16 protein-coding genes and 1 pseudogene are annotated in these 19450 nt (G+C 68.3%); 5 read left to right on the forward strand and 12 right to left on the reverse strand.

The features are described from left to right. Positions 1 to 41 precede the first annotated feature (41 nt). Genes dmpE through dmpG form a run of 3 tightly spaced genes read left to right on the forward strand, consistent with a single transcriptional unit; the run spans position 42 to position 2791 of the window. Positions 42 to 824: a 2-oxopent-4-enoate hydratase gene (gene dmpE / locus U4Y91_RS19985; RefSeq protein ID WP_321806520.1), complete on the forward strand. Its 783-nt coding sequence runs from the start codon at positions 42 to 44 to the stop codon at positions 822 to 824. Positions 825 to 843: 19 nt separating this feature from the next. Beyond that, positions 844 to 1743: an acetaldehyde dehydrogenase (acetylating) gene (locus U4Y91_RS19990; RefSeq protein ID WP_044845651.1), complete on the forward strand. Its 900-nt coding sequence runs from the start codon at positions 844 to 846 to the stop codon at positions 1741 to 1743. Between the two features lie 16 nt (positions 1744 to 1759). Further along, positions 1760 to 2791: a 4-hydroxy-2-oxovalerate aldolase gene (gene dmpG / locus U4Y91_RS19995; RefSeq protein ID WP_059539660.1), complete on the forward strand. Its 1032-nt coding sequence runs from the start codon at positions 1760 to 1762 to the stop codon at positions 2789 to 2791. Between the two features lie 104 nt (positions 2792 to 2895). Here dmpG and U4Y91_RS20000 read toward each other — a convergent pair whose 3' ends face one another. From U4Y91_RS20000 to U4Y91_RS20030, 7 genes are read right to left on the reverse strand one after another with little or no spacing between them, the layout of a single operon-like run. Then, on the reverse strand, positions 2896 to 3702 hold the full coding sequence (locus U4Y91_RS20000) for an SDR family NAD(P)-dependent oxidoreductase (protein ID WP_321806521.1): 807 nt from the start codon (positions 3700 to 3702) through the stop codon (positions 2896 to 2898). A 58-nt stretch (positions 3703 to 3760) separates the two neighbouring features. Then, positions 3761 to 5305, reverse strand: a complete 1545-nt coding sequence (locus U4Y91_RS20005) for a FadD3 family acyl-CoA ligase (protein ID WP_321806644.1) — start codon at positions 5303 to 5305, stop codon at positions 3761 to 3763. Positions 5306 to 5340: 35 nt separating this feature from the next. Then, the gene (locus U4Y91_RS20010; RefSeq protein WP_321806522.1) at positions 5341 to 6447 is read right to left on the reverse strand and encodes an alkene reductase; all 1107 of its coding nucleotides are present in this window, start codon (positions 6445 to 6447) and stop codon (positions 5341 to 5343) included. A 20-nt stretch (positions 6448 to 6467) separates the two neighbouring features. After that, positions 6468 to 7091, reverse strand: a complete 624-nt coding sequence (locus U4Y91_RS20015) for a nuclear transport factor 2 family protein (protein ID WP_321806523.1) — start codon at positions 7089 to 7091, stop codon at positions 6468 to 6470. Beyond that, positions 7088 to 7939, reverse strand: a complete 852-nt coding sequence (locus U4Y91_RS20020) for an SDR family NAD(P)-dependent oxidoreductase (RefSeq protein ID WP_321806524.1) — start codon at positions 7937 to 7939, stop codon at positions 7088 to 7090. The genes U4Y91_RS20015 and U4Y91_RS20020 overlap by 4 nt, the downstream gene beginning before the upstream one ends. A 15-nt stretch (positions 7940 to 7954) precedes the next feature. Further along, positions 7955 to 8782 (reverse strand): SDR family NAD(P)-dependent oxidoreductase, encoded by an 828-nt coding sequence (locus U4Y91_RS20025; RefSeq protein WP_321806525.1) that lies wholly within the window; start codon positions 8780 to 8782, stop codon positions 7955 to 7957. Between the two features lie 12 nt (positions 8783 to 8794). Next, complete coding sequence (locus tag U4Y91_RS20030) at positions 8795 to 9877, reverse strand: Rieske 2Fe-2S domain-containing protein (protein WP_321806526.1); 1083 nt, start codon at positions 9875 to 9877, stop codon at positions 8795 to 8797. A 353-nt stretch (positions 9878 to 10230) separates the two neighbouring features. Here U4Y91_RS20030 and U4Y91_RS20035 point away from each other — a divergent pair, with 353 nt between their 5' ends. Beyond that, positions 10231 to 11385, forward strand: coding sequence for a helix-turn-helix transcriptional regulator (locus tag U4Y91_RS20035; protein ID WP_321806527.1), 1155 nt, complete (start codon positions 10231 to 10233; stop codon positions 11383 to 11385). Between the two features lie 68 nt (positions 11386 to 11453). Then, a pseudogene (locus U4Y91_RS20040) lies at positions 11454 to 11651 on the forward strand (MFS transporter); the annotation flags it as partial. Between the two features lie 133 nt (positions 11652 to 11784). Here the strand turns inward: U4Y91_RS20040 and U4Y91_RS20045 are convergent. From U4Y91_RS20045 to U4Y91_RS20065, 5 genes are all read right to left on the reverse strand, one after another. Beyond that, on the reverse strand, positions 11785 to 13857 hold the full coding sequence (locus tag U4Y91_RS20045) for a Na/Pi symporter (RefSeq protein WP_321806528.1): 2073 nt from the start codon (positions 13855 to 13857) through the stop codon (positions 11785 to 11787). Between the two features lie 693 nt (positions 13858 to 14550). Then, a complete protein-coding gene (infA, locus tag U4Y91_RS20050; protein ID WP_059451274.1) occupies positions 14551 to 14814 on the reverse strand; it encodes a translation initiation factor IF-1 in 264 nt (87 codons plus the stop codon). A 465-nt stretch (positions 14815 to 15279) separates the two neighbouring features. Continuing rightward, on the reverse strand, positions 15280 to 15483 hold the full coding sequence (locus U4Y91_RS20055) for a cold-shock protein (RefSeq protein ID WP_006751843.1): 204 nt from the start codon (positions 15481 to 15483) through the stop codon (positions 15280 to 15282). Positions 15484 to 15779: 296 nt separating this feature from the next. Further along, positions 15780 to 16859, reverse strand: coding sequence for a Rieske 2Fe-2S domain-containing protein (locus tag U4Y91_RS20060; protein WP_321806529.1), 1080 nt, complete (start codon positions 16857 to 16859; stop codon positions 15780 to 15782). A gap of 76 nt (positions 16860 to 16935) precedes the next feature. Further along, positions 16936 to 19404, reverse strand: coding sequence for an efflux RND transporter permease subunit (locus U4Y91_RS20065; protein ID WP_321806530.1), 2469 nt, complete (start codon positions 19402 to 19404; stop codon positions 16936 to 16938). Positions 19405 to 19450: the final 46 nt, after the last annotated feature.

The following is a 19450-nucleotide window of genomic DNA, read 5'->3' on the forward strand; positions in this document are numbered from 1 at the left end:
GCCGCCCGAGACGGCGGCCTTTTCCATTCGAGGGCCCTACCATGTCCAACCGCTTGCATGCGACGCTCGGCGACGAGCTGTATGCCGCGTGGCACTCCCGCGCGCCGGTCGCGCCGCTGTCGGGGCGGCCGCGCCGGCTGTCCCTCGACGATGCGTACCGGATCCAGCAACACTTCATCGAACGCCGCGTCGAATGCGGTGAATCGGTGGTCGGCAAGAAGATCGGCGTGACGAGCCAGGCCGTGCAGGACATGCTGAACGTGCGCCAGCCCGATTTCGGGATCCTGCTGTCCGGCATGCACTACGCGGCCGGCGAGGCGATCGCCGCCGAGTCGCTGATCGCGCCGCGCGCCGAAGGCGAGATCGCGTTCATCCTCGCGCGCGACCTGCGCGGCCCCGGCATCGACCGCACCGACGTGATCGCCGCGACGGCCGCGGTCGCGCCCTGCTTCGAGATCGTCGATTCGCGCATCCGCGACTGGGCGATCCGCATCGAGGACACCGTTGCCGACAACGCGTCGTGCGGCGTGTACGTGCTCGGCGATGCGCGCGTCGATCCGCGCACGCTCGATCTCGCCGCGTGCGAGATGACGATCGAGAAGAACGGCGAGACCGTCGCGCAAGGCCGCGGCGATGCGGCGCTCGGCCATCCCGCCGACGCGGTCGCGTGGCTCGCGAACACGCTCGCCGAATACGACGTACCGCTGCTCGCCGGCGAGATCGTGCTGTCCGGCTCGCTCGCGAAACTGATTCCGGTCACGGCCGGCGACGCGCTGTCGATGCACATTTCCGGCATCGGCGGTTGCGACGTCCGCTTTATCTAAAGGAAGAGGAAGAATCCTGATGAAGAAAATCAAATGCGCACTGATCGGGCCCGGCAACATCGGCACCGACCTGCTCTACAAGCTGCGCCGCTCGCCGGTGCTCGAACCGGTGTGGATGGTCGGCGTCGACCCGGCGTCCGACGGCCTCGCGCGCGCGCGTGAATTCGGGCTGAAGACCACCGACAAGGGTGTCGACGGGCTGCTGCCGCACGTCGCCGACGACGAGATCCGCATCGCGTTCGACGCGACGTCGGCCTACGTGCATCGCGACAACTCCGACAAGCTCACCGCGCTCGGCGTGAAGATGATCGACCTGACGCCCGCCGCGATCGGGCCGTACTGCGTGCCGCCGGTCAACCTCGACGCGCATCTCGGCAGCGCGCAGATGAACGTGAACATGGTGACCTGCGGCGGCCAGGCGACGATCCCGATGGTGTACGCGGTGTCGCGCGTGCAGCCGGTTGCGTACGGCGAGATCGTCGCGACCGTATCGTCGCGCTCGGTCGGCCCCGGCACGCGCAAGAACATCGACGAATTCACGCGCACGACGTCCGGTGCGATCGAACAGGTCGGCGGCGCGCGCAAGGGCAAGGCGATCATCGTGATCAATCCGGCCGAGCCGCCGCTGATCATGCGCGACACGATTCACTGCCTGACCGACGGCCCGCCCGACGTCGACGCGATCACCGCGTCGGTGCATGCGATGGTCAAGGAGGTACAACGCTACGTGCCCGGCTACACGCTGAAGAACGGCCCGGTGTTCGACGGCAACCGCGTGTCGGTCTTCATGGAAGTCGAGGGGCTCGGCGATTACCTGCCGAAATACGCGGGCAATCTCGACATCATGACCGCCGCCGCGGCCGCCACGGCCGAGCGTTTCGCCGAACAGATGCTGGCCGCGACGGCCGCCACCGCTTGAGTCGAGGAGTCACACGATGTCACTTGCAGGCAAGAAGATCACCGTCCACGACATGTCGTTGCGCGACGGGATGCACCCGAAACGTCACCAGATCACGCTCGACCAGATGCGCAACATCGCGCGCGGGCTCGATGCGGCCGGTGTGCCGCTGATCGAGGTCACGCACGGCGACGGGCTCGGCGGCGCTTCGGTCAACTACGGTTTTCCCGCGCATACCGACGAGGCGTACCTGAGCGCCGTGATACCGGAGCTGAAGCAGGCGAAGGTGTCGGCGCTGCTGCTGCCCGGCATCGGCACCGTCGAGCACCTGCGCATGGCGCACGAGCTCGGCGTCGGCACGATCCGCGTCGCGACGCACTGCACCGAAGCCGACGTGTCGGAACAGCATATCGGCCTCGCGCGCACGCTCGGCCTCGATACCGTCGGATTCCTGATGATGGCGCACATGTCATCGCCCGAGCAGCTCGTCGTGCAGGCGAAGCTGATGGAGTCGTACGGCGCGAACTGCATCTATATCACCGATTCGGCCGGCCACATGCTGCCCGACGACGTGACCGCGCGGATCGGCCAGGTGCGCGCCGCGCTGAAGCCGGAGACGGAACTCGGCTTCCACGGCCACCACAACCTCGCGATGGGCGTCGCGAACTCGGTCGCGGCGGTCGCCGCCGGCGCGAACCGGATCGACGCGGCTGCCGCCGGCCTCGGTGCCGGCGCGGGCAATACGCCGATGGAAGTGTTCGTCGCGGTGTGCGACCGGATGGGAATCGAGACCGGCGTCGACGTGTTCGCGATTTCCGACGTCGCCGAGGATCTCGTCGTGCCGATCATGGACGCGCCGATCCGCCTCGACCGTGATGCGCTGACGCTCGGTTACGCGGGCGTCTACTCGTCGTTCCTGCTGTTCGCGAAGCGCGCGGAGGCGAAGTACGGGATTCCGGCACGCGACATCCTCGTCGAACTCGGCCGGCAGCGGCTCGTCGGCGGGCAGGAGGACATGATCGAGGATGCGGCGCTGACGATGGCGCGGGCACGGGCGGTGGCGGCCTGAGTTGAACCATTGCGTTCGGCGGCCGCCCTGGCCGTCCCAATGAAAAACGCGGAGCCTCGTGCTCCGCGTTTTCATTTCAACTGCGATTCGCTACGACGATTCACTCAGAACCGCTGCGACGGAATGTTGCCGCCATCCACGACCAGCTCGGCCCCGGTCACATAGCTCGCCTCGTCGGACATCAGGAACCGCGCCACGCGGCCGATCTCCGCCGGATCGCCGAGCCGGCCCAGCATGATGCGACGCTCGAACGTGCCGGCCGGCAACGCGTCGACGGCCGGCTGGAGCATCGGCGTCAGGATCTGGCCCGGCGAGATCGCGTTCACGCGGATACCGTCGTCGCCGAGGCCGTCCGCGAGCGAGCGGACCAGCGCGAGCACCCCGCCCTTCGATGCCGTGTACGCCGGAATCAAGCCGTTACCGAGCGTCGCGTTGATCGACGCGATCGCGACGACCGCCGAGCCGCGCTGCCCGCGCAGGTCCGGCAGCATCGCCTGCACGAGCAGCGCGAGCGCACGCAGGTTCACGTCGAGCACGGCGTCCCAGCGTGCCTCGGTCAGCCCGTCGATGCCGCTCTGGTCGACCACGCCCGCCGCATGCACGAGGCCGCCGAGCGTCGGCAACGCGGCGCGCGTCGCGGCCAGCGCGTCGTTGATCTGGCGGGCTTCGCACAGGTCGACGCCGATACAGAAGGTCGGCACGCCGTAGCGCTCGGCGAGCCGGCCCGTCACGTCGCGCGCCTTGTCGGCCTGGATGTCCCAGATCGCGACCGGGCGGCCGACCGCCGCGAGCGCTTCCGCGCACGCGTGGCCGATGCCCGATGCGCCGCCCGTCACGACGACGCCGGTGGCCGGTGCGTCGAGTGCAATGCGCGATACGTCGCCATGCGAGGAAGGGGTTCGAATCGTCACGTGTTGTCTCCCGTGTTGAATTTTTTGTGTCGATGGTTCAAGCGCCGACGGTCGCACGTCACGCCGCATCCCGCGCAAACAATGCGCGCAGCGCCGGCTTCAATACCTTGCCCGACGCGTTGAGCGGCAGCGCGTCGACGAACGCGATGCCGCGCGGCACCTTGTAGTTCGCCATCCGCGTGCGGCACCACGCGGCGAGCGTCGCCTCGTCGAGCGCCGCGCCCGCGCGCGGCACGACGAACGCGTGGCCGGCTTCGCCCAGCCGCGCGTCGGGCACGCCGATCACCGCAACCTGCGCGACGTCCGGGTGCGCGCCGATCATGTTCTCGATTTCCGCCGGATAGCAGTTGAATCCGCCGACGATGAACATGTCCTTCAAACGATCCGTGATGCACAGGTAGCCGCGTTCGTCGAGCACGCCGACGTCGCCCGTATGCAGCCAGCCGTTCGCATCGATCGCGTCGCGGGTCGCCGCGTCGTCGTCGAGATAGCCCTGCATCACGTTGAAGCCGCGAATCAGGATCTCGCCCGGCATCCCGGCCGGCACGTCGGCCCCCGCCGCGTCGACGCAGCGCAATTCGATGCCGGGCAGCGGTTGGCCGCAGGTCGTCGCGGCGACGTGCTCGTCGTCGCCCGCGCGGCAGACGGTCGCGAGCCCGCAGCATTCCGTCAGTCCGTATGCGGTCAGCACCGACGCGAAGCCGAGCCGGTCGCGCATCCGCGCGATCAGGTCGGGCGCGACGTTCGCGGCGCCGGTGACGGCCACGCGCAACGACGAGCGGTCGAAGCGGTCGAGCCCGGGATGCGCGAGCAGGCTCAGGTACAGCGTCGGCGATCCGGGCAGAAAGGTCACGCGTTCGTCCGCGATGCGGCGCGCCACCGTTTCGGCATCGAAGGTCGCCTGCGGCAGGATCGTCGCGCCGCGAATCAGCGCGGCGAGCCAGCCGGCCTTGTAGCCGAACGCGTGAAAGAACGGGTTGACGACCAGGTAGCGATCGCCGGCCTGCAGGCCGACCAGCGTCGACCACTGGTCGAATGCGGCCAGGTTCTGCCCGTGCGCGGTCACGACGCCCTTCGGCCGGCCGGTCGTGCCGGACGTGAACAGCACATCCGACGGCGTATGCGGCCCGATGGCGGCGATCCGTGCGTCGAGCACGGCTTCGGGGACCGCCTCGGCGCGCGCGACGAACGCGTCCCAGCCCGCCTCGCCGGCCTCCGGATCGCGCAGCACGACCGTGTGCCGCAGCGACGGCAGCGCATGCCCGGCGAGCATGTCCGGGTAGCGGATGCCGAGAAATTCGCCGATCGAGAACAGCACGCGCGCGCGGCTGCGATTCAGGATGTCCGCTGCTTCGTCGCCCTTGAGTCGCGTGTTCAGCGGCACCAGCGCTGCGCCCGCGCAATGGATGCCCAGCGCGGCGACGATCCATTCGTGCAGGTTCGGCGCCCAGATCGCGACGCGCTCGCCCGGCTGCACGCCGAGCGCGATCAGCGCGCGTGCGGCGCGCCGGGCCGCATCGTAAAGCGCCGCGTAGCCGATGGAACGGCCGTCGTCGACGATCGCCGCCTGCGTCGCGTAACGGCGCGCGGATGCGGCCAGCATCGCGGGGATCGTCGGCAGCACGGGAAACGTTGAGGTCACGGGGCACTCCGGTGGATGAGAGGAACGTCCGCGGCGGAGGCGGCGAGCGTCGGATAGTCGGTGAAGCCGTGCGCACCAGGCGTATACAGCGTCGCGCGGTCGAATGCGGCGAGCGGCGCGCCGTCGCGAAAGCGGGCGACGAGGTCGGGGTTCGCGATGAAGTGCCGCGCGAACGACACGGCGTCCGCGTGGCCGGCCGTCAGCGCGTCGGCCGCGCTGTGCGCGTCGAATCCGTCGTTCGCGATCAGCGCACCGCGAAAATGCCGGCGCGCGAGGGCGAACGCATCGAGCTGCCGGTCCGGCGAGCGGCTCACGTGCAGATACGCGAGCCCGAGCGGCGCCACCGCATCGAGCAACGTGCCGTACGTCAGCGGGGGATCGTCGTCGTGCATGTCGTTGTACGGATTGCCGGGGCAGATCCTCAGCCCGACTCGCTGCGCGCCGATCGCGCCGGCCATCGCGTCGAGCGCTTCGATCGTGAAACGCGCGCGCCGCGCGGGCGTACCGCCGTAGTCGTCGGTGCGGCGGTTCGAGCAAGCGAGCAGGAACTGCATCGGCAGATAGCCGCTGCTCGCATGCAGCTCGACGCCGTCGAAGCCGGCGGCAAGCGCGTTGACGGCCGCCTGCCGGAAGCCGTCGATCACGTCGGGAATCTCCGCACGGGCGAGCGCGCGCGGCATGTCCATCGGCACCGGGCCATGCCTGTCCGCGTGGATCGTGCCATTCGCACGCAGCGCGGACGGTGCAACGGTATCGGCGTGCGGCGCCTTGTTGAAACGCGACGCGACACGCCCGACGTGCATCAGCTGCAGCACGATGCGGCCGTGCGCGCGGTGCACGGCGTCGGTCACGCGCCGCCACGCATCGATCTGGTGTTGCGTCGCGATGCCGGGCGTGCGGCAGTAGCCCTTGCCGTCGGCGAGCGGATACGTGCCTTCCGCGACGATCAACCCGGCGCCCGCGCGCTGCGCGTAGTACGCGACATGCAGGTCGCCGGGCGCGTCGTGTTCGTCCGCGCGGCTTCGCGTCATCGGCGCCATCACGATGCGGTTGGGCATTGTGATGGCACCGATGCGCGCCGGTTCGAAAAGCGGCATGCTCATGGTCGGCCTCCGTGCGCCCGTCAGCGCGTGCGAATCTTCGGGAACGGCGAACCGCGCCGCATCGTCGCGAGGAACGCATCGAGCGACGCGGGCGGCGCGACGTCGGGCAACCCGTTCGGCTTGTCGTTCCAGAACGCCTGCCACGACGGCCACAGCGCATGCCACGAGCCGTCATACGGCTCGCGCCCCGGCCAGCGCATCTTGCGTTCGCCGATCGGCGGCCGGTTCAGGTCCGACGCATACAGGTAGCACGGATAGCGCCGGCGGAAATACCAGCGTCCGTCAATCCGCTCGTAGTCGTCCCAGTAGAGCATCTGCATGACGACCCACTCGGGGCCCGTCTCGTGCTCGTTCTTCGAATAGACGACGCCGCTCGCGTGGTCGGCATCCGAGAACTCGATGATGTGCCCGCCGATGTGATGCGACGTGACGGTGAACTGGTGGCGCAACGTGTCGTCGATCCAGCGTTTCAGGTGCGCGCGCCCGATCTGGTCGCGGCTGACCACGACGTCCTCCGGAAAGAGGTTCGTCCATGCGTCGAGATCGCGCATGTCGAGCGCGAGCGCGTATTGCGCGGGCAGCATCCGGATCGCCTCGATCGATTCGAGCCGGTCGATCCGCGCGAGCAGGGTCGTGTCGTTCATCGTGCGGGTGCTCCGGCCGGATCGGGTTGCGGGTCGGATTGCGCGCGCCGTTCGGCGGACGTGTCCGACACGTAGTCGGTCGCGCCGACATCGAGGCGGCAGGTCTTGCCGCCGTCGACGACGAGGCTCTGCCCGGTGATGTACGACGCTTCGTCGGATGCGAGAAAGAGGATCGCGTCCGCGACTTCGCGCGGCTCGCCGATCCGCCGCAGCGGCACCGCACGCGCGGTGCCGTCGCGCATCGCGTCGTCCTGCAGCGCCTCGCGCGTGCCCTCGCTCCACACCACGCCGGGAATCACGACGTTCACGCGGATCCCGTCGGCCGCGCCTTCGAGCGCGACCGCGCGGCTGAAATTGAGCACGCCGGCCTTCGCCGCGCCATACGCGGACAACCCGGGGCTGCCGAGCAGCCCCGCGACCGAGCCGAGATTGACGATCGCGCCGCCGCCCTGCCGCTTCATCACGCGCATCGCCGCGCGCGTGCCGAAGAACGCGACGTCGAGCGTGCCGCGCAGGCAGCGATGCCAGTCGTCCGTACTCACCTGGTCGACGAGGCCCCACGTGTAGTTCACCGCATTGTTGACCATCACGTCGAGGCGGCCGAAGCGCTCGAGCGTCGCGTCGACCGCGCGGCCGACCGCCGCCTCGTCGGTCACGTCGGCCTGGACCCAGCCGGCCTCGCCGCCCGCCGCGACGATCGCGCGCGCGACCTGCTCGAGCGGTTCGCGGCGCCGGCCGCACAGCATCACGCGCGCGCCTTCCGCCGCGAAGCGTTGCGCGGTCGCCGCGCCGATTCCCGTGCCCGCGCCGCTGATCAGCGCGGTCTTGTGCTGCAGACGTCCTGTCATCGTTGTCTCCTGGTTCTAGATCATGTACATGCCACCGCTGACCGACAAAGTCTGCCCGGTCATCTGCCGGGCGTCGTCGGACGCGAGGTAAAGGATCGAGCGTGCGATGTCGTCCGGTTCGGCCATGCTGCCGAGCGGAATCGCGCGTTCGAGTTCGCGCGCCCATTCGTCGGGGATCGACTGCATCATCGGCGTGCGGGTCGGGCCCGGGCAGATCGCGTTCACGCGAATGCCGCGCGGGCCGAGGTCGCGCGCAAGACAGCGCGTCAGCCCGAGGATCGCGGCCTTCGACGCGCAATAGGCCGGCGGGCCTTCGCCGGACAGCGCCGACACGCTCGCGATGTTGACGATCGCGCCGCGCACGCCCGCGGCGATCATCAGCCGCACGGCGGCGCGCGAGCAGAAGAACGTGCCGTTCAGGTTGATGTCGACGACGCGGCGCCAGCCCCCCTCGGTGAGATCGACGATCGTGTCGGAAAACACAGTCGGCGTTTCGCCGTTCGCCAGCTGCTGCACGCGCTGCGCGATGCGCTGCTGCGCGAGTTCGAAGCCGTCTCCCGGCACCTGCCCCGCGCCCGCGTTGTTGACCAGCACGTCGAGCCGCCCGTAGCGTTGCGCGATTGCGTCGAACAGCGCGGCGACCGCGTCGCTGTCGGCCACGTCGCACGCGTGGGCGAGACCCGTGCCGGCGGCCTGTGCGAGACGCAGCGTCTCGTCGGCGCGCGCGCCGTCCAGATCGGCGGCCACCACCGTCGCGCCGTGCGCGGCGAACCGCAGCACGGTCGCGCGCCCCATTCCCGAGCCCGCGCCCGTGACGAGCACCACCTTGTCGTTGAATGACATCGTCGCGCTCCGTCAGATCGTATGCAGCCGGCTGGCCGCGAGCGGCGGCACGTCGTGCAGCGTGCGCCACGCGCCGTCGTGCCATTCGAAGACTTTCTTGCGGTCGAGGTCGGCGGGCAGCTTCGCGACGTCGGTATAGAACTGCCGGTACCAGTCGCGCAGTTGATAGATCGGGCCGTCGCCTTCGCACAGCACGGGGAAATCGATTCGCGTCTTGTTGTGCCAGATCTCGACGTCCTGGAAGAACGAGCGGTGCGCCTGCTCGACGTACGCGTTCGCGATCGCGCGGTTCTCGTCGTCGGACAGCGCCGGATCCTTGCGGATCATCACGCCGTAGCGCAGATCGAAGCTGTGCTGGTCGATCGGCACGTGGCAGTTGAGCAGGATGCTGTCGACCGCGCGCCCGTCGACGTCGGCCGTCATCCGCGTGACGTGATACGCGGGGCCGAAATACGCGCTGTCGGCGACGAGCCCGTTGCCGAGCAGTTCGCTCTGGCCGCCGCGAAACATCTGGTAGCCGGTATGGCCGACGAAGGTGTTGCAGAAGTAGCTCGCCGGCGAGCCGTGGACCGGGCCGAAATGAGCGACGTCCGCGAGGTTGTCCACGAGTTCGCGGCAGTTCGTGTGGATCGTCATCTTGCGGACCGCCCACGGCGTCCATTCGCCGGAAAAGCACGCGTCGATGCGCGGAATCGCGACGTGCGCCGGTGGCTCGCCGCCTTCGTGGTCGTGCCAGACGAACAGCAACGCGTTCTGCTCGCAGGTGTGCCACGAACGGATTCGCGCCTCGGGCGGCACGCGGGTCGCATACGGCACGTGCTCGCAGGTGCCGTCGCCGCCCCAGCGCCACTGATGGAACGGACAGACGAGCGCGTTGCCGCTCACCTCGCCCTTCGACAGGTCGGCACCCATGTGCGGGCACCATGCATCGAGGATCCGGATCGCTCCGTCGTCGCCCGCGAACGCGACGAGCTGCGCGCCGAAGATGTCGAGCCGGTGCGGCCGGCCGTCCCGATAGTCGGCCGCGAGCCCGAGGCAATGCCAGCCGCGCGCATACCGGTCGCCCGCCGCCCGGGCGGCGTGTTGCAGTTCCATGTGTCCCCTCCGTGATCGAGTCGTGTGCGGCCCATTGTCGGAACCGGGTCGGGGCCGAACATACTCCGGATGGACGAGATCGCCGCCCGCGCACGACACCGGCGCAAGTTCCTGCGCGGAACGGCCGCAAACAACCCCGGTTTGGACTAGAAATGGCGCCCCGCCGCATCGATCGCGCGGCGGCTGGCGAGTGCCGCGACTGCGGGGCTCGCCAGCCGTGACGGTCGTTCGACGAAGCTAGTGGCACGCACGCATTCACGCAGCCGCTCGCGTACGGCAACATCGCGAGATCGCCCGTCGCCCGTCGCCCTCGACGGCGACGCAACGACAGGACAGGAGACACCGCTGTGCCCATGACCGCCCCGCCGCCCGAGCACGCCGGCACCGACCTTGCCGCGGCGACGCCCGACGAACTGAGCGACCTGATCGGCCTCGTCTACGAAGGCGTGACGTCCGCCGTACCGTGGCGCGGGCTGCTCGACGCGCTCCGGGTCCGGCTCGCGGCCAACTACGCGACGCTCGTGCTGCGCCCGCCCGCCGATGCGATGAAGGGGCTGATCGTCACGTCGAGCCTCGTCGATACGTCGGTCGGCACCGGCGCGTATCTGCAGCGCTTCTACACGCTCGACGCGTTCGTCAACCTGCCGCGCGACACGGTCACGACCGTCCACGAAATGCTCGGCGAACGCGGCTGGCTCGACAGCGAGAAATACCGGAACTTCGACCGGATGTACGACGTGCTCCACGTGATGGGCGCGGATCTTCACGTGGATGCCGACAACGAGTGCCGGCTGCGCATCTGCCGGCCGCACGGCGCGCCGCCGTTCGGCTCGAACGACAAGCGGCTGTGCCGGTTCCTGCTGCCGCACCTGAAGCGCGCGGCGAGCCTGCGCGCGAGCCTCGAAGTCACGGCGAACGAGCGCCGCGTATACGCGGAGACGGTCAGCCAGCTGCGGATCGGCGCGATCCTCCTCGACGAGCAGGCCCGCGTGATGAAGACCAACGACGACGCGGCGCAGGTGCTGGCCGAACGCGACGGGCTGTTCATCGTCGACGGCAAGCTCGCCTGCGACGGCGCCGCGAGCCAGCGCACGCTGCAGGCGCTGATCCGCGACGCGCTGGCGCGAAAGGCCGGCGCCGCGTGCGGGATGACGCTGGCGCGCCGCGCCGGGCGCGCGCGGCTGGGCCTGCTCGTGCGGCCGCTGCCGATCGACGAGCAATCGGGCCGCAAGCGGCGCGCCGCGGCGGTCGTCCTGGTGCGCGATCCCGACTGCCGGCCGCAGATATCGGGCGAAACGCTGCAGGCGATGTTCAACCTGACCCGCAGCGAAGCGTCGCTGGTGCTACACCTGACGCAAGGGCTGTCGCTGCAGGACGCCGCCGAAACGATGGCGATCCGCCACAACACCGCGCGCTCGCATCTGCGCGCCGTCTTCTCGAAAATGGGCGTGACCCGGCAGACCGAACTGATCCAGGCGATCGAGCATTGCGTGATCCCGCTCCAGTGACGTCGCGCGCGTCGATGCGGCCCTGCGTTCGATATGCCCCCGCCGGCTACTGACGGCACGGTGTCGGCAGCATCGGCCGTCTCGACCCGACCGGTGCGGGCCTCGCGCTGCTGCCGATGGCGCTCGTGTTCGTCGCCGTGTCGCCACGCTCGGGGCCGTGGTCGGAACGCGTCGGCATGCGAGTGACGACGGCCGGCGGCGGCGCAGTGATCGCGAACGGCCTCGCGGTGATCGGCGCGACTGCCGCAGCGCGCGCGGCAGTCGGCATGATGCGAGCCGTTCGTGGAAGATTTCCTGCGAGACGCGGCCGCTCGAGCATTGCGCACGCTTGATGCGGTGATTCGGAGCCGGTAGCCGAATCGGCCGCAACGCGATCGGCAGACCCCGGCTTCCTGGTTGTCACCGCCCCTTGATCAGAAGCACGACAACCAGGATCGCGACCAGCGCAGCGAGCCACTTCAAGCCGGTGAACACCTTGTCGAGCCTTTCCGTCAGCGCCACGACGGGATTGCCGTCGTCCGTGCGCAGCGGCATCCGCGCTGACCGGCCATCTCCCGGCAGACTGACCTTCGGGAGATCGATGGCGAGATACACGACGTATCCGCTGGCGGTTGCGGGCGCCTTCAATGCGTTGCCATCCTCGCCGGGCCTCAGGAACACGCGGAATCCCCCCGCCAGCACAGCACCGGGCGGGATCGACGTGTAGACGTCCCGCAGGCACAGCCCGGCCTTGACGGCTGTGACCTGTCCCGCCTCGACGCCGTCGGCAAGTGCCTGCATGCTGCTCGCCGGCACGTCGCACAAAGCCCACCACTGAGCCGGTTCCTGCATCTCGTCATCGGACTCGTTGTAGCCGAGCCGTGCCGTGCCAAGCGGATCGTCCGAATGGGTGATGCCCAGTTCGTCCTGCAACTCGCGAAGGCCGTGCCGTTCAGGCTGGCCGATCTCGCGAGCCGCGAAGGTGATGTGTATCGTGCGCGTGCTGTTCTGCACGTCACCCATGATCGACAGACAGCAGTCGTCCAGACTCGCCGTCCCCTGGACATAGGTCGAAAGCGTCGAATGCGTTGTCCCGCCGGCTGGCTCCAGTCGCCTGACGACCTGGATGTCCTGCAGGGTAAGCCACAGCGACTTCGCCGGGTAGTACGTCTGCACGTTGCCGTCGGCGCCAAGGTGCTCGACCGTATGGCCGGCGCATTTCCTGATTTCGATGCGATGCCGCGCGTCCTCCTGTAGCCGGTCCTCGCCTGCATGCCGGTGCCGTCCCTCGTAGCCGGCAAGTTGTCCGGCATCGGGGCGCGTCAGCGGTGTCCGGGGCGCAATCCTGACATTGTCGAGAACATCGTCGTGGGTACGGACTTCCGTGACCGACGTTCCGGCACGGGCGATCGATGCGGCACGGGCTCGTGAGCGTATCCCGTATCGCGGGTCGACGACGGGAAGCACATCGCGGGCTTCCATGCCGAGCGTGATTCCGGACGCCTGTTCCGCGAGCGGGTCGATGTACTGCGATCGGGGCGCGGCCGAGACCTTCACGAGCGAAGGAAGCAGTCGGGTCAGCAGGTCGGCGTACGGGACCAGCAGCGGCAGGAACAGGCCGGCCAGCGACAGGTTGAACAGCGTATGGAAATCGGCCACCACCCGCCCATTGTCCGGTTCGATCCTGACCATGACGCAGCCGATCGGCGTCAGTGCGACAAGCGCAATCACCACGCCGACCGACAGAATGAGCAGCGTGCCGACCGGCACGCACCTGGAGGCCGGATCGTGTGTCGCGGTCTCCTCCAGCACCGGGCGGATGGCCGCGCCCAGGTTGGCACCCAGCACCAGGGCGAAAGCCGTATCGGGGGGAATGACGTTTTGCGCGCACAGCGACATGATCAGGAGCACGATCGCGACGTTCGAATCAGCGGCCCAGGCCAGGCCGGCCGCCAGCAGGACGTCGATCAGCGGTATCGTGGATGCGTCGCTCAGCAGCATCCGAAGATTCGGCGCATCCTCGTAGTCCGTCATCAACTCCTGCAGATGATGCAGTGCGAGCAGCAACAGGCCCAGGCCGATGAGCGTGCGCCCCAACTCATGAGCGCAAGTGTTCGATACCTTGCGGAACATCAGCACGCCAACGAGGATCAGGGCGGGCGACACGGCGCCGACTTCGAACGAAAGCACCTGCACGAGCAACGTCGTACCCACGTTCGCGCCGAGCACGACGGCCAGTGCCGGGACAAGGCCAACGCGCCCCTGCGCGGCGAGCTCGCTCGTCATGACCGTGGTCGTCGTACTGCTCTGCAGCACCGCTGTTACGCCCATGCCGCCGAAGAAGGCAGGGAGTCGCCCGAAAAGCGCCCGTTCCAGCAGCGACCGCAGGCCAGCGCCGAACGCGCGCTGCATGCCGGTCTGAAGCATCTGCGTCCCGAGCAGCACCAGCGCAATCGAGCCGGCGAGATCGACCAGCGTGAACGTGAATGTCATGACTCTGGGCCCCAGACGCCGACCGGTTGTTCTTGTAACGTTTCCCGTCGTGAAGTTCGATCACGCCCGTCGCCGGCCGGCGAGGAAAGGCGAACTCGAATGCGTCTTGTCACGACGGAGAAACGCACGACCGAACCGTAGATCACGCGACGGGCCTTCCCCCGAAGACGCCGTGCGCCACGTTACGGTCACCCACGGCGGTTTCCATGAAATCACGCGCCCGCAGACACATTCCCCGCTGCAAGTGGCGTGCCACCAATGCGGGTCGGGTGCGCAAGGCGCGTTGAAACCGAAAAATGCGGAGATGGGCCCGTTGGGCGAATGGATGTGTTGCAGCGTTGATACAGGCCTGCGTCTCTCATGCATCGGCCCATGTTGATTGCCGCCATCACGCGCGCCCGGCGACCACGTGGTGGCGTCACCGTCACGAGCGGGCCGAACACGCCGCTGTGCCGACGCATCGGCACGTTTCGAAATTGAAACGCGCGGTGCGACACGTTGATGCGTACAACTGGATGGGAGCGGAGCGCGCGCTTTGGGCCGGCGCTCGTCGGAGATGGCTCGCCGATGTCGAATCCGCGAACCAGACCGGCGAACGGCGCGACCTGCGCCGTCCATCCGGTGTGCCCGGCCGCATGACCGGGCCGGACGGGTTTCGATCGGTGCGGCGTTGCGCCGCCCGGTCGCTACTGCTTAGCGGCGCGGTTGCCCGGCGCGCGGCGGACGCGGCGAATTCGCGTCCTTGTGGCGGAAGTTGATGCGCCCCTTCGTCAGGTCGTACACCGACAGTTCCAGCGTCACACGGTCACCCGCGAGAATGCGGATGTGGTTCTTGCGCATGCGGCCCGACGCATACGCGCCGACCACGACGCCGTTTTCCAGCGTGACACGGTATTTGCTGTCCGGCAGCACTTCGTCGACGATTCCGTCCAGTTCCAGCAGTTCTTCTTTTGCCAAACCAATTCCTCCAGACAAGGTGAATGACCGCGGCCGCGGCGAGCTCACCGGCGCCGTGTCCCGCAACGGGACGGCGGCCGGCAGAGGATGCCGGGTATCAATTCGTTCAGACGGGCGACGGGCCCGCCTTGCAATCGGAGCCCGGCGCGTTGCGGCGGTCGGGCGGTCAGTGGCGGCGGTGCGATCAGCACCGCGCAAAGTCGGGACCGCGCCGCGTGCGGCATGGCGACGGTCTACTCGGGTTGCAGCATGGGCCGCTGGCGACACGGCGAACGCGTCGCGAGGGCGTTGGATCGCACGTCGTACGGACGTGCGATGGATGAGGGAAGCACACGACCGATGCATCGTGAATGCCGCGATGCATCGGTCGTGTGCGTCGGAACGCGCAGGACGCCGGCTCGGGCCGGCCTCCGCGCGAGATCCGTCCGGCAGCGGCCGCCGCTTGGCGACCGGTGCCGATACGGCTTACTGCGGCGTGATGTTCGACGCTTGCAGACCCTTCGGGCCGCGCTTCACTTCGTAGCTGACCTTCTGGCCTTCGGCCAGGGTCTTGAAACCCGTGCCGCGGATTTCAGAGAAATGGGCGAACAGATCGTCGCCGCCGTTGTCCGGGGAGATGAAACCAAAGCCCTTGGTTTCGTTGAACCACTTGACGGTACCGGTATCCACAAATACTTCCTTAATACGAATGAAATGAACATGCGCCCGTGACAGGCACAGAAAGAATCAAAGAGGGAGAGACCAACGACTGCCGCACACCGTGCGGCCAATGATGAGCAATCGAGCTTCTTGAAGACTTCGGTCTCGGACACTACGCGATGCAAGCCGATCCGTCAAGTCCTTTCGATGCAGCGCGTGCGCACGGCAGCGCGCGCCGCCTTGTCCGGCGGGCGTTCGCGGCGATCGGGAGGCGTAGCGATACGCCCCCCATTTTTCTCGCCGCTCGCCGCGATTACGTTACTGCGTTACTGCGGTTCGAACACGTGATGCAGCGCCGGCGGCGTCTCGCCGTCGCGGATCGTCATCTCGAACGCCTTGCGCGCGACGCTCGACGGCCGCACGTCGGCCGCGTCCAGATAGAACTGCGCATACCAGTCGCGCATCTGGTACAACGGGCCGTCGCCTTCGCACAGCAGCGGGTTGTCGATGCGCGTCTTGCTGTGCCAGATGTCGACGTCCTCGTAGAACGCGCGCTGCGCTTCCTTCACGTACGCATTCGCGATCTCCATGTTCTGCTCGTCGGTCAGCCCGGCCACCTTCTTCACGATCACGCCGTAGCGCAGCTCGAAGCTGTTCATGTCGATCGGCACGTGGCAGTTCAGCAGCACCGAATGGATCGGCTGCCCGCCGCTCTGCCCCGTCATCTGCGTGATGTGCACGGCCGGCCCGAAATACGTCGACAGCGCGGTCAGGCTGTCGCCGCCGAGCTTCTCGCTGCGGCCGACCATCAGCTGCGTCGCCTTGTGATCCTCGAACAGGTTCGCGAAATAGTCGATCGGCGCATGGTGCACGGTCGCGAAGTGCGCGACGTCCGAGATATTGTCGACCAGCTCGCGGCAGTTCGCGTTGATCACCATCTTGTCGACGACCCAGTCCGACCATTCGTCGGAGAAGCACACGTCGAGCCGCGGAATCGCGACTTCCGGCGGCGGTGCGTTGCCTTCCGGGTCGTTCCACACGAACAGCAGGTTGTTCTCCTCGCAGGTCGGCCACGCACCGATGCGCGCCTTCGGCGGAATCCGCTTGCAATACGGAATCGACGCGCACTGCCCTGCGCCGTTCCACGCCCAGCCGTGGAACGGGCAGACGAGGTTGTCGCCTTCGACCGTGCCGAGGCTCAGGTCGGCGCCCATGTGCGGGCAGTACGCGTCGACGACGTTGATCCTGCCGGCCGAATCGGCGAACGCGGCGAGCTTGCGGCCGAAGATGTTCAGCGTATGCGGCTTGCCGTCCTTGTAGTCGCGGGCGAGCCCGAGGCAGTGCCAGCCGCGCGCATAGCGCTGCGCGAGCGGCTGGGCTTCGATCTTGTAAGGGCGTGCGGACATGTGGGTTGACTCCTCTTTGGGGACGCGCGGCGGCCCGCCGCGCACCGGGGTAATGGGGGTTCGGGGGTTGCGTCGTTCAGCGCACCGGATTGCCGGGTTCGAGCGCGCGCGTCGGCTCGAGCGCGGGTGCCGGCGCAGACGGCGCGGACGACTGCGGCTGTTGCGCCACGCGGCGCTCGGCACGCTCGACGCCGAGCCACGCGGCCAGCGCGGGCAGCAGGAACACCGCGCCGAACAGGTTCACGAGGAACATGAACGCGAGCAGCACGCCCATGTCGACCTGGAACTTCAGCGCGGAGAACGCCCACGTGCCGACGCCGATGAACATCGTGACGGCCGTGAACAGCGCCGCGGTGCCGCGCTGGCGCATCGCGTCGGCGAATGCGTCGGGCAGTGTCGCGCCGTGGCGCAGGTCGTGCTGCAGGCGTTCGTACAGGTAGATCCCGTAGTCGACGCCCACCCCGACACCAAGCGTGATCACCGGCAACGTCGCGACCTTCAGCCCGATGCCGAGCCGCGCCATCACCGCGTTGCACAGGATCGACACCAGCGTGAGCGGCACGATGATGCACAGCACCGCGCGCCACGAGCGGAACGTGACCGCGCACAGCAGCGCGATCGCGCCGAAGATCGACAGCAGCATCGCGATCTCGGCGTCACCGACCGCCTCGTTGGTCGCGGCCATTACGCCGACGTTGCCGCCCGCGAGCCGGAACGCGACGTTCGGCGTCGGGTTCTCGGCCGCGTAGCGCTTGATCTCGTCGACGATGTGCGCGATGGTCGTGCCTTCGTGGTTCTTCGTGTAGATCAGCACCTGGATCGCCTTGCAGTTCGCGGTGTTCATCCCGTTGTCGGGGTCGAACGCGTTGGAACCCTGCGTGAGCCCGTCGCTGGAGCGCGGCAGCGCGGCCCAGCGCGGATTGCCTTCGTTGAACGCGGCGATGAACACCTTGCCCTGCGACGCGACGCTCGTCACCGACTGCACGCCGGCCACGCCGCGCATGTTCATTTCGAACTTCTCGATCGCGCTCATCACCGGGTAATGCAGGCACGCGTCGTCGAAGCCGGTCGTCTCGACGATCACCGACAGCACGTCGACGCCGATGTTGTACTGGTGCGTGATCGCCGCGTTGTCGACGTTGTAGCGCGAGTTCGCGCGCAGTTCCGGCGCGCCGGTGCCGATGTCACCGATTTCGAGCTTGCGCGATTCCAGCGTGCCGTACGCGAGCAGCGCGAGCGCCACGGCGAACACGCCGAGCGCGGGCGCCGGGCGCGCGAATACCGCGAAGCGCGACCACATCGGGCTGCCGCCGGCTGCCGCGGTGCGCTGCGCCCGCGCGAGCGTGCCGCGTTCGAGGCGCGTATACGACAGCAGGATCGGCAGGAACACCTTGTTGGTGACGATCATCAGCAGCACACCAAGGCACGCGGTGATGCCGAGCTCGCGCACGATGTCGATCTTGATCCGCATGATCACCATGAAGCCGAGCGCGTTGGTCAGCAGCGCGACCGTGCCCGGCACGAACAGCTTGCGGAACGCGTCGCGCGCGGCCTCGGCCGACGCCGCGCCGCGCACCAGCGCCTGCTTCCACGCATTGGTCATCTGTACCGCGTGCGACACGCCGATCGAGAAGATCAGGAACGGAACGAGGATCGACATCGGGTCGATGCCGAGCCCCAGCAGCGGCAGCGCGCCGAGCAGCCAGACGACCGGCAGCAGCGCGACGACGAGCGCGAGCACGGTGGTCTTCAGCGAGCGCGTATAGGCGAACAGCAGCGCGGCGGTCACGAGGAACGCAAGCGCGAAGAACGCCATCACGCCGGCGATCCCGGCCTCGACGTCGCCCACCAGCTTCGCGAAGCCGATGATGTTCACGTCGATGCCCTGCTTCGCGTAGCGCGCGCGGATTTCCTCGAGCTGGCGCGCCACCGCGCTGTAGTCGAGCCGCTTGCCGGTGGCCGGATCGGTCTCGCGCAGCTCCGCGCGGATCAGCGCCGACTTCAGGTCGTTGCCGACCAGGCGGCCGATCTGCCCGGAGCGCGCGACGTTGCGGCGCACCTTCGCGAGATCGTCCGGGTTCGCGCTCGAGAACTGGCCCGGCACGACCACGTCGCCGCGAAAGCCGGCTTCGGTCACCTCGGTGTAGTGGACGTTCGGCGTGAACAGCGAGAACACGCGCGAGCGGTTCACGCCGGGGATGAAGAACACGTCGTCGGTCGCGTGGCGCAGCGCGTCCATGAACGTCTGGTTGTAGATGTCGCCGTCGCCCTTCCAGCGCAGGCTGACGAGGATCGTGTTCGCGCCGGGGAACGCGCCCGCGTAGCGCTCGAACACCTGCATGTACGGGTGCTGCATCGGGATCATCTTGTTGAAGCCCGGATCGAGCTTCAGGCGCGTCGCGGACAGGCCGAGCGCGAGCGTCACCGCGACGCACAGCAGCATCAGCAGCCGGCGCTGCCGGATGATCGTGTCGGCGCAGCGCTCGACGAACGCGGCGAGGCGCGACGCGGGAACGGCTTCGGTGGGGCGTGACAGGTCGTTCATGGATTTCTCGTGTCGGAACGGACGGAACAGGCGATGCGGACGATGC

Source organism: Burkholderia sp. BCC1993 (genome assembly GCF_905339865.1).
Taxonomy (GTDB): Bacteria; Pseudomonadota; Gammaproteobacteria; order Burkholderiales; family Burkholderiaceae; genus Burkholderia.

Bases quoted from the DNA above. Each gene is read 5' to 3' on its own strand.
- dmpE (WP_321806520.1), top strand. From the start codon at position 42: ATGTCCAACCGCTTGCATGCGACGCTCGGCGACGAGCTGTATGCCGCG.
- U4Y91_RS19990 (WP_044845651.1), top strand. From the start codon at position 844: ATGAAGAAAATCAAATGCGCACTGATCGGGCCCGGCAACATCGGCACC.
- dmpG (WP_059539660.1), top strand. From the start codon at position 1,760: ATGTCACTTGCAGGCAAGAAGATCACCGTCCACGACATGTCGTTGCGC.
- U4Y91_RS20005 (WP_321806644.1), bottom strand. From the start codon at position 5,305: ATGCTGGCCGCATCCGCGCGCCGTTACGCGACGCAGGCGGCGATCGTC.
- U4Y91_RS20010 (WP_321806522.1), bottom strand. From the start codon at position 6,447: ATGAGCATGCCGCTTTTCGAACCGGCGCGCATCGGTGCCATCACAATG.
- U4Y91_RS20015 (WP_321806523.1), bottom strand. From the start codon at position 7,091: ATGAACGACACGACCCTGCTCGCGCGGATCGACCGGCTCGAATCGATC.
- U4Y91_RS20020 (WP_321806524.1), bottom strand. From the start codon at position 7,939: ATGACAGGACGTCTGCAGCACAAGACCGCGCTGATCAGCGGCGCGGGC.
- U4Y91_RS20025 (WP_321806525.1), bottom strand. From the start codon at position 8,782: ATGTCATTCAACGACAAGGTGGTGCTCGTCACGGGCGCGGGCTCGGGA.
- U4Y91_RS20030 (WP_321806526.1), bottom strand. From the start codon at position 9,877: ATGGAACTGCAACACGCCGCCCGGGCGGCGGGCGACCGGTATGCGCGC.
- U4Y91_RS20035 (WP_321806527.1), top strand. From the start codon at position 10,231: ATGACCGCCCCGCCGCCCGAGCACGCCGGCACCGACCTTGCCGCGGCG.
- U4Y91_RS20045 (WP_321806528.1), bottom strand. From the start codon at position 13,857: ATGACATTCACGTTCACGCTGGTCGATCTCGCCGGCTCGATTGCGCTG.
- U4Y91_RS20060 (WP_321806529.1), bottom strand. From the start codon at position 16,859: ATGTCCGCACGCCCTTACAAGATCGAAGCCCAGCCGCTCGCGCAGCGC.
- U4Y91_RS20065 (WP_321806530.1), bottom strand. From the start codon at position 19,404: ATGAACGACCTGTCACGCCCCACCGAAGCCGTTCCCGCGTCGCGCCTC.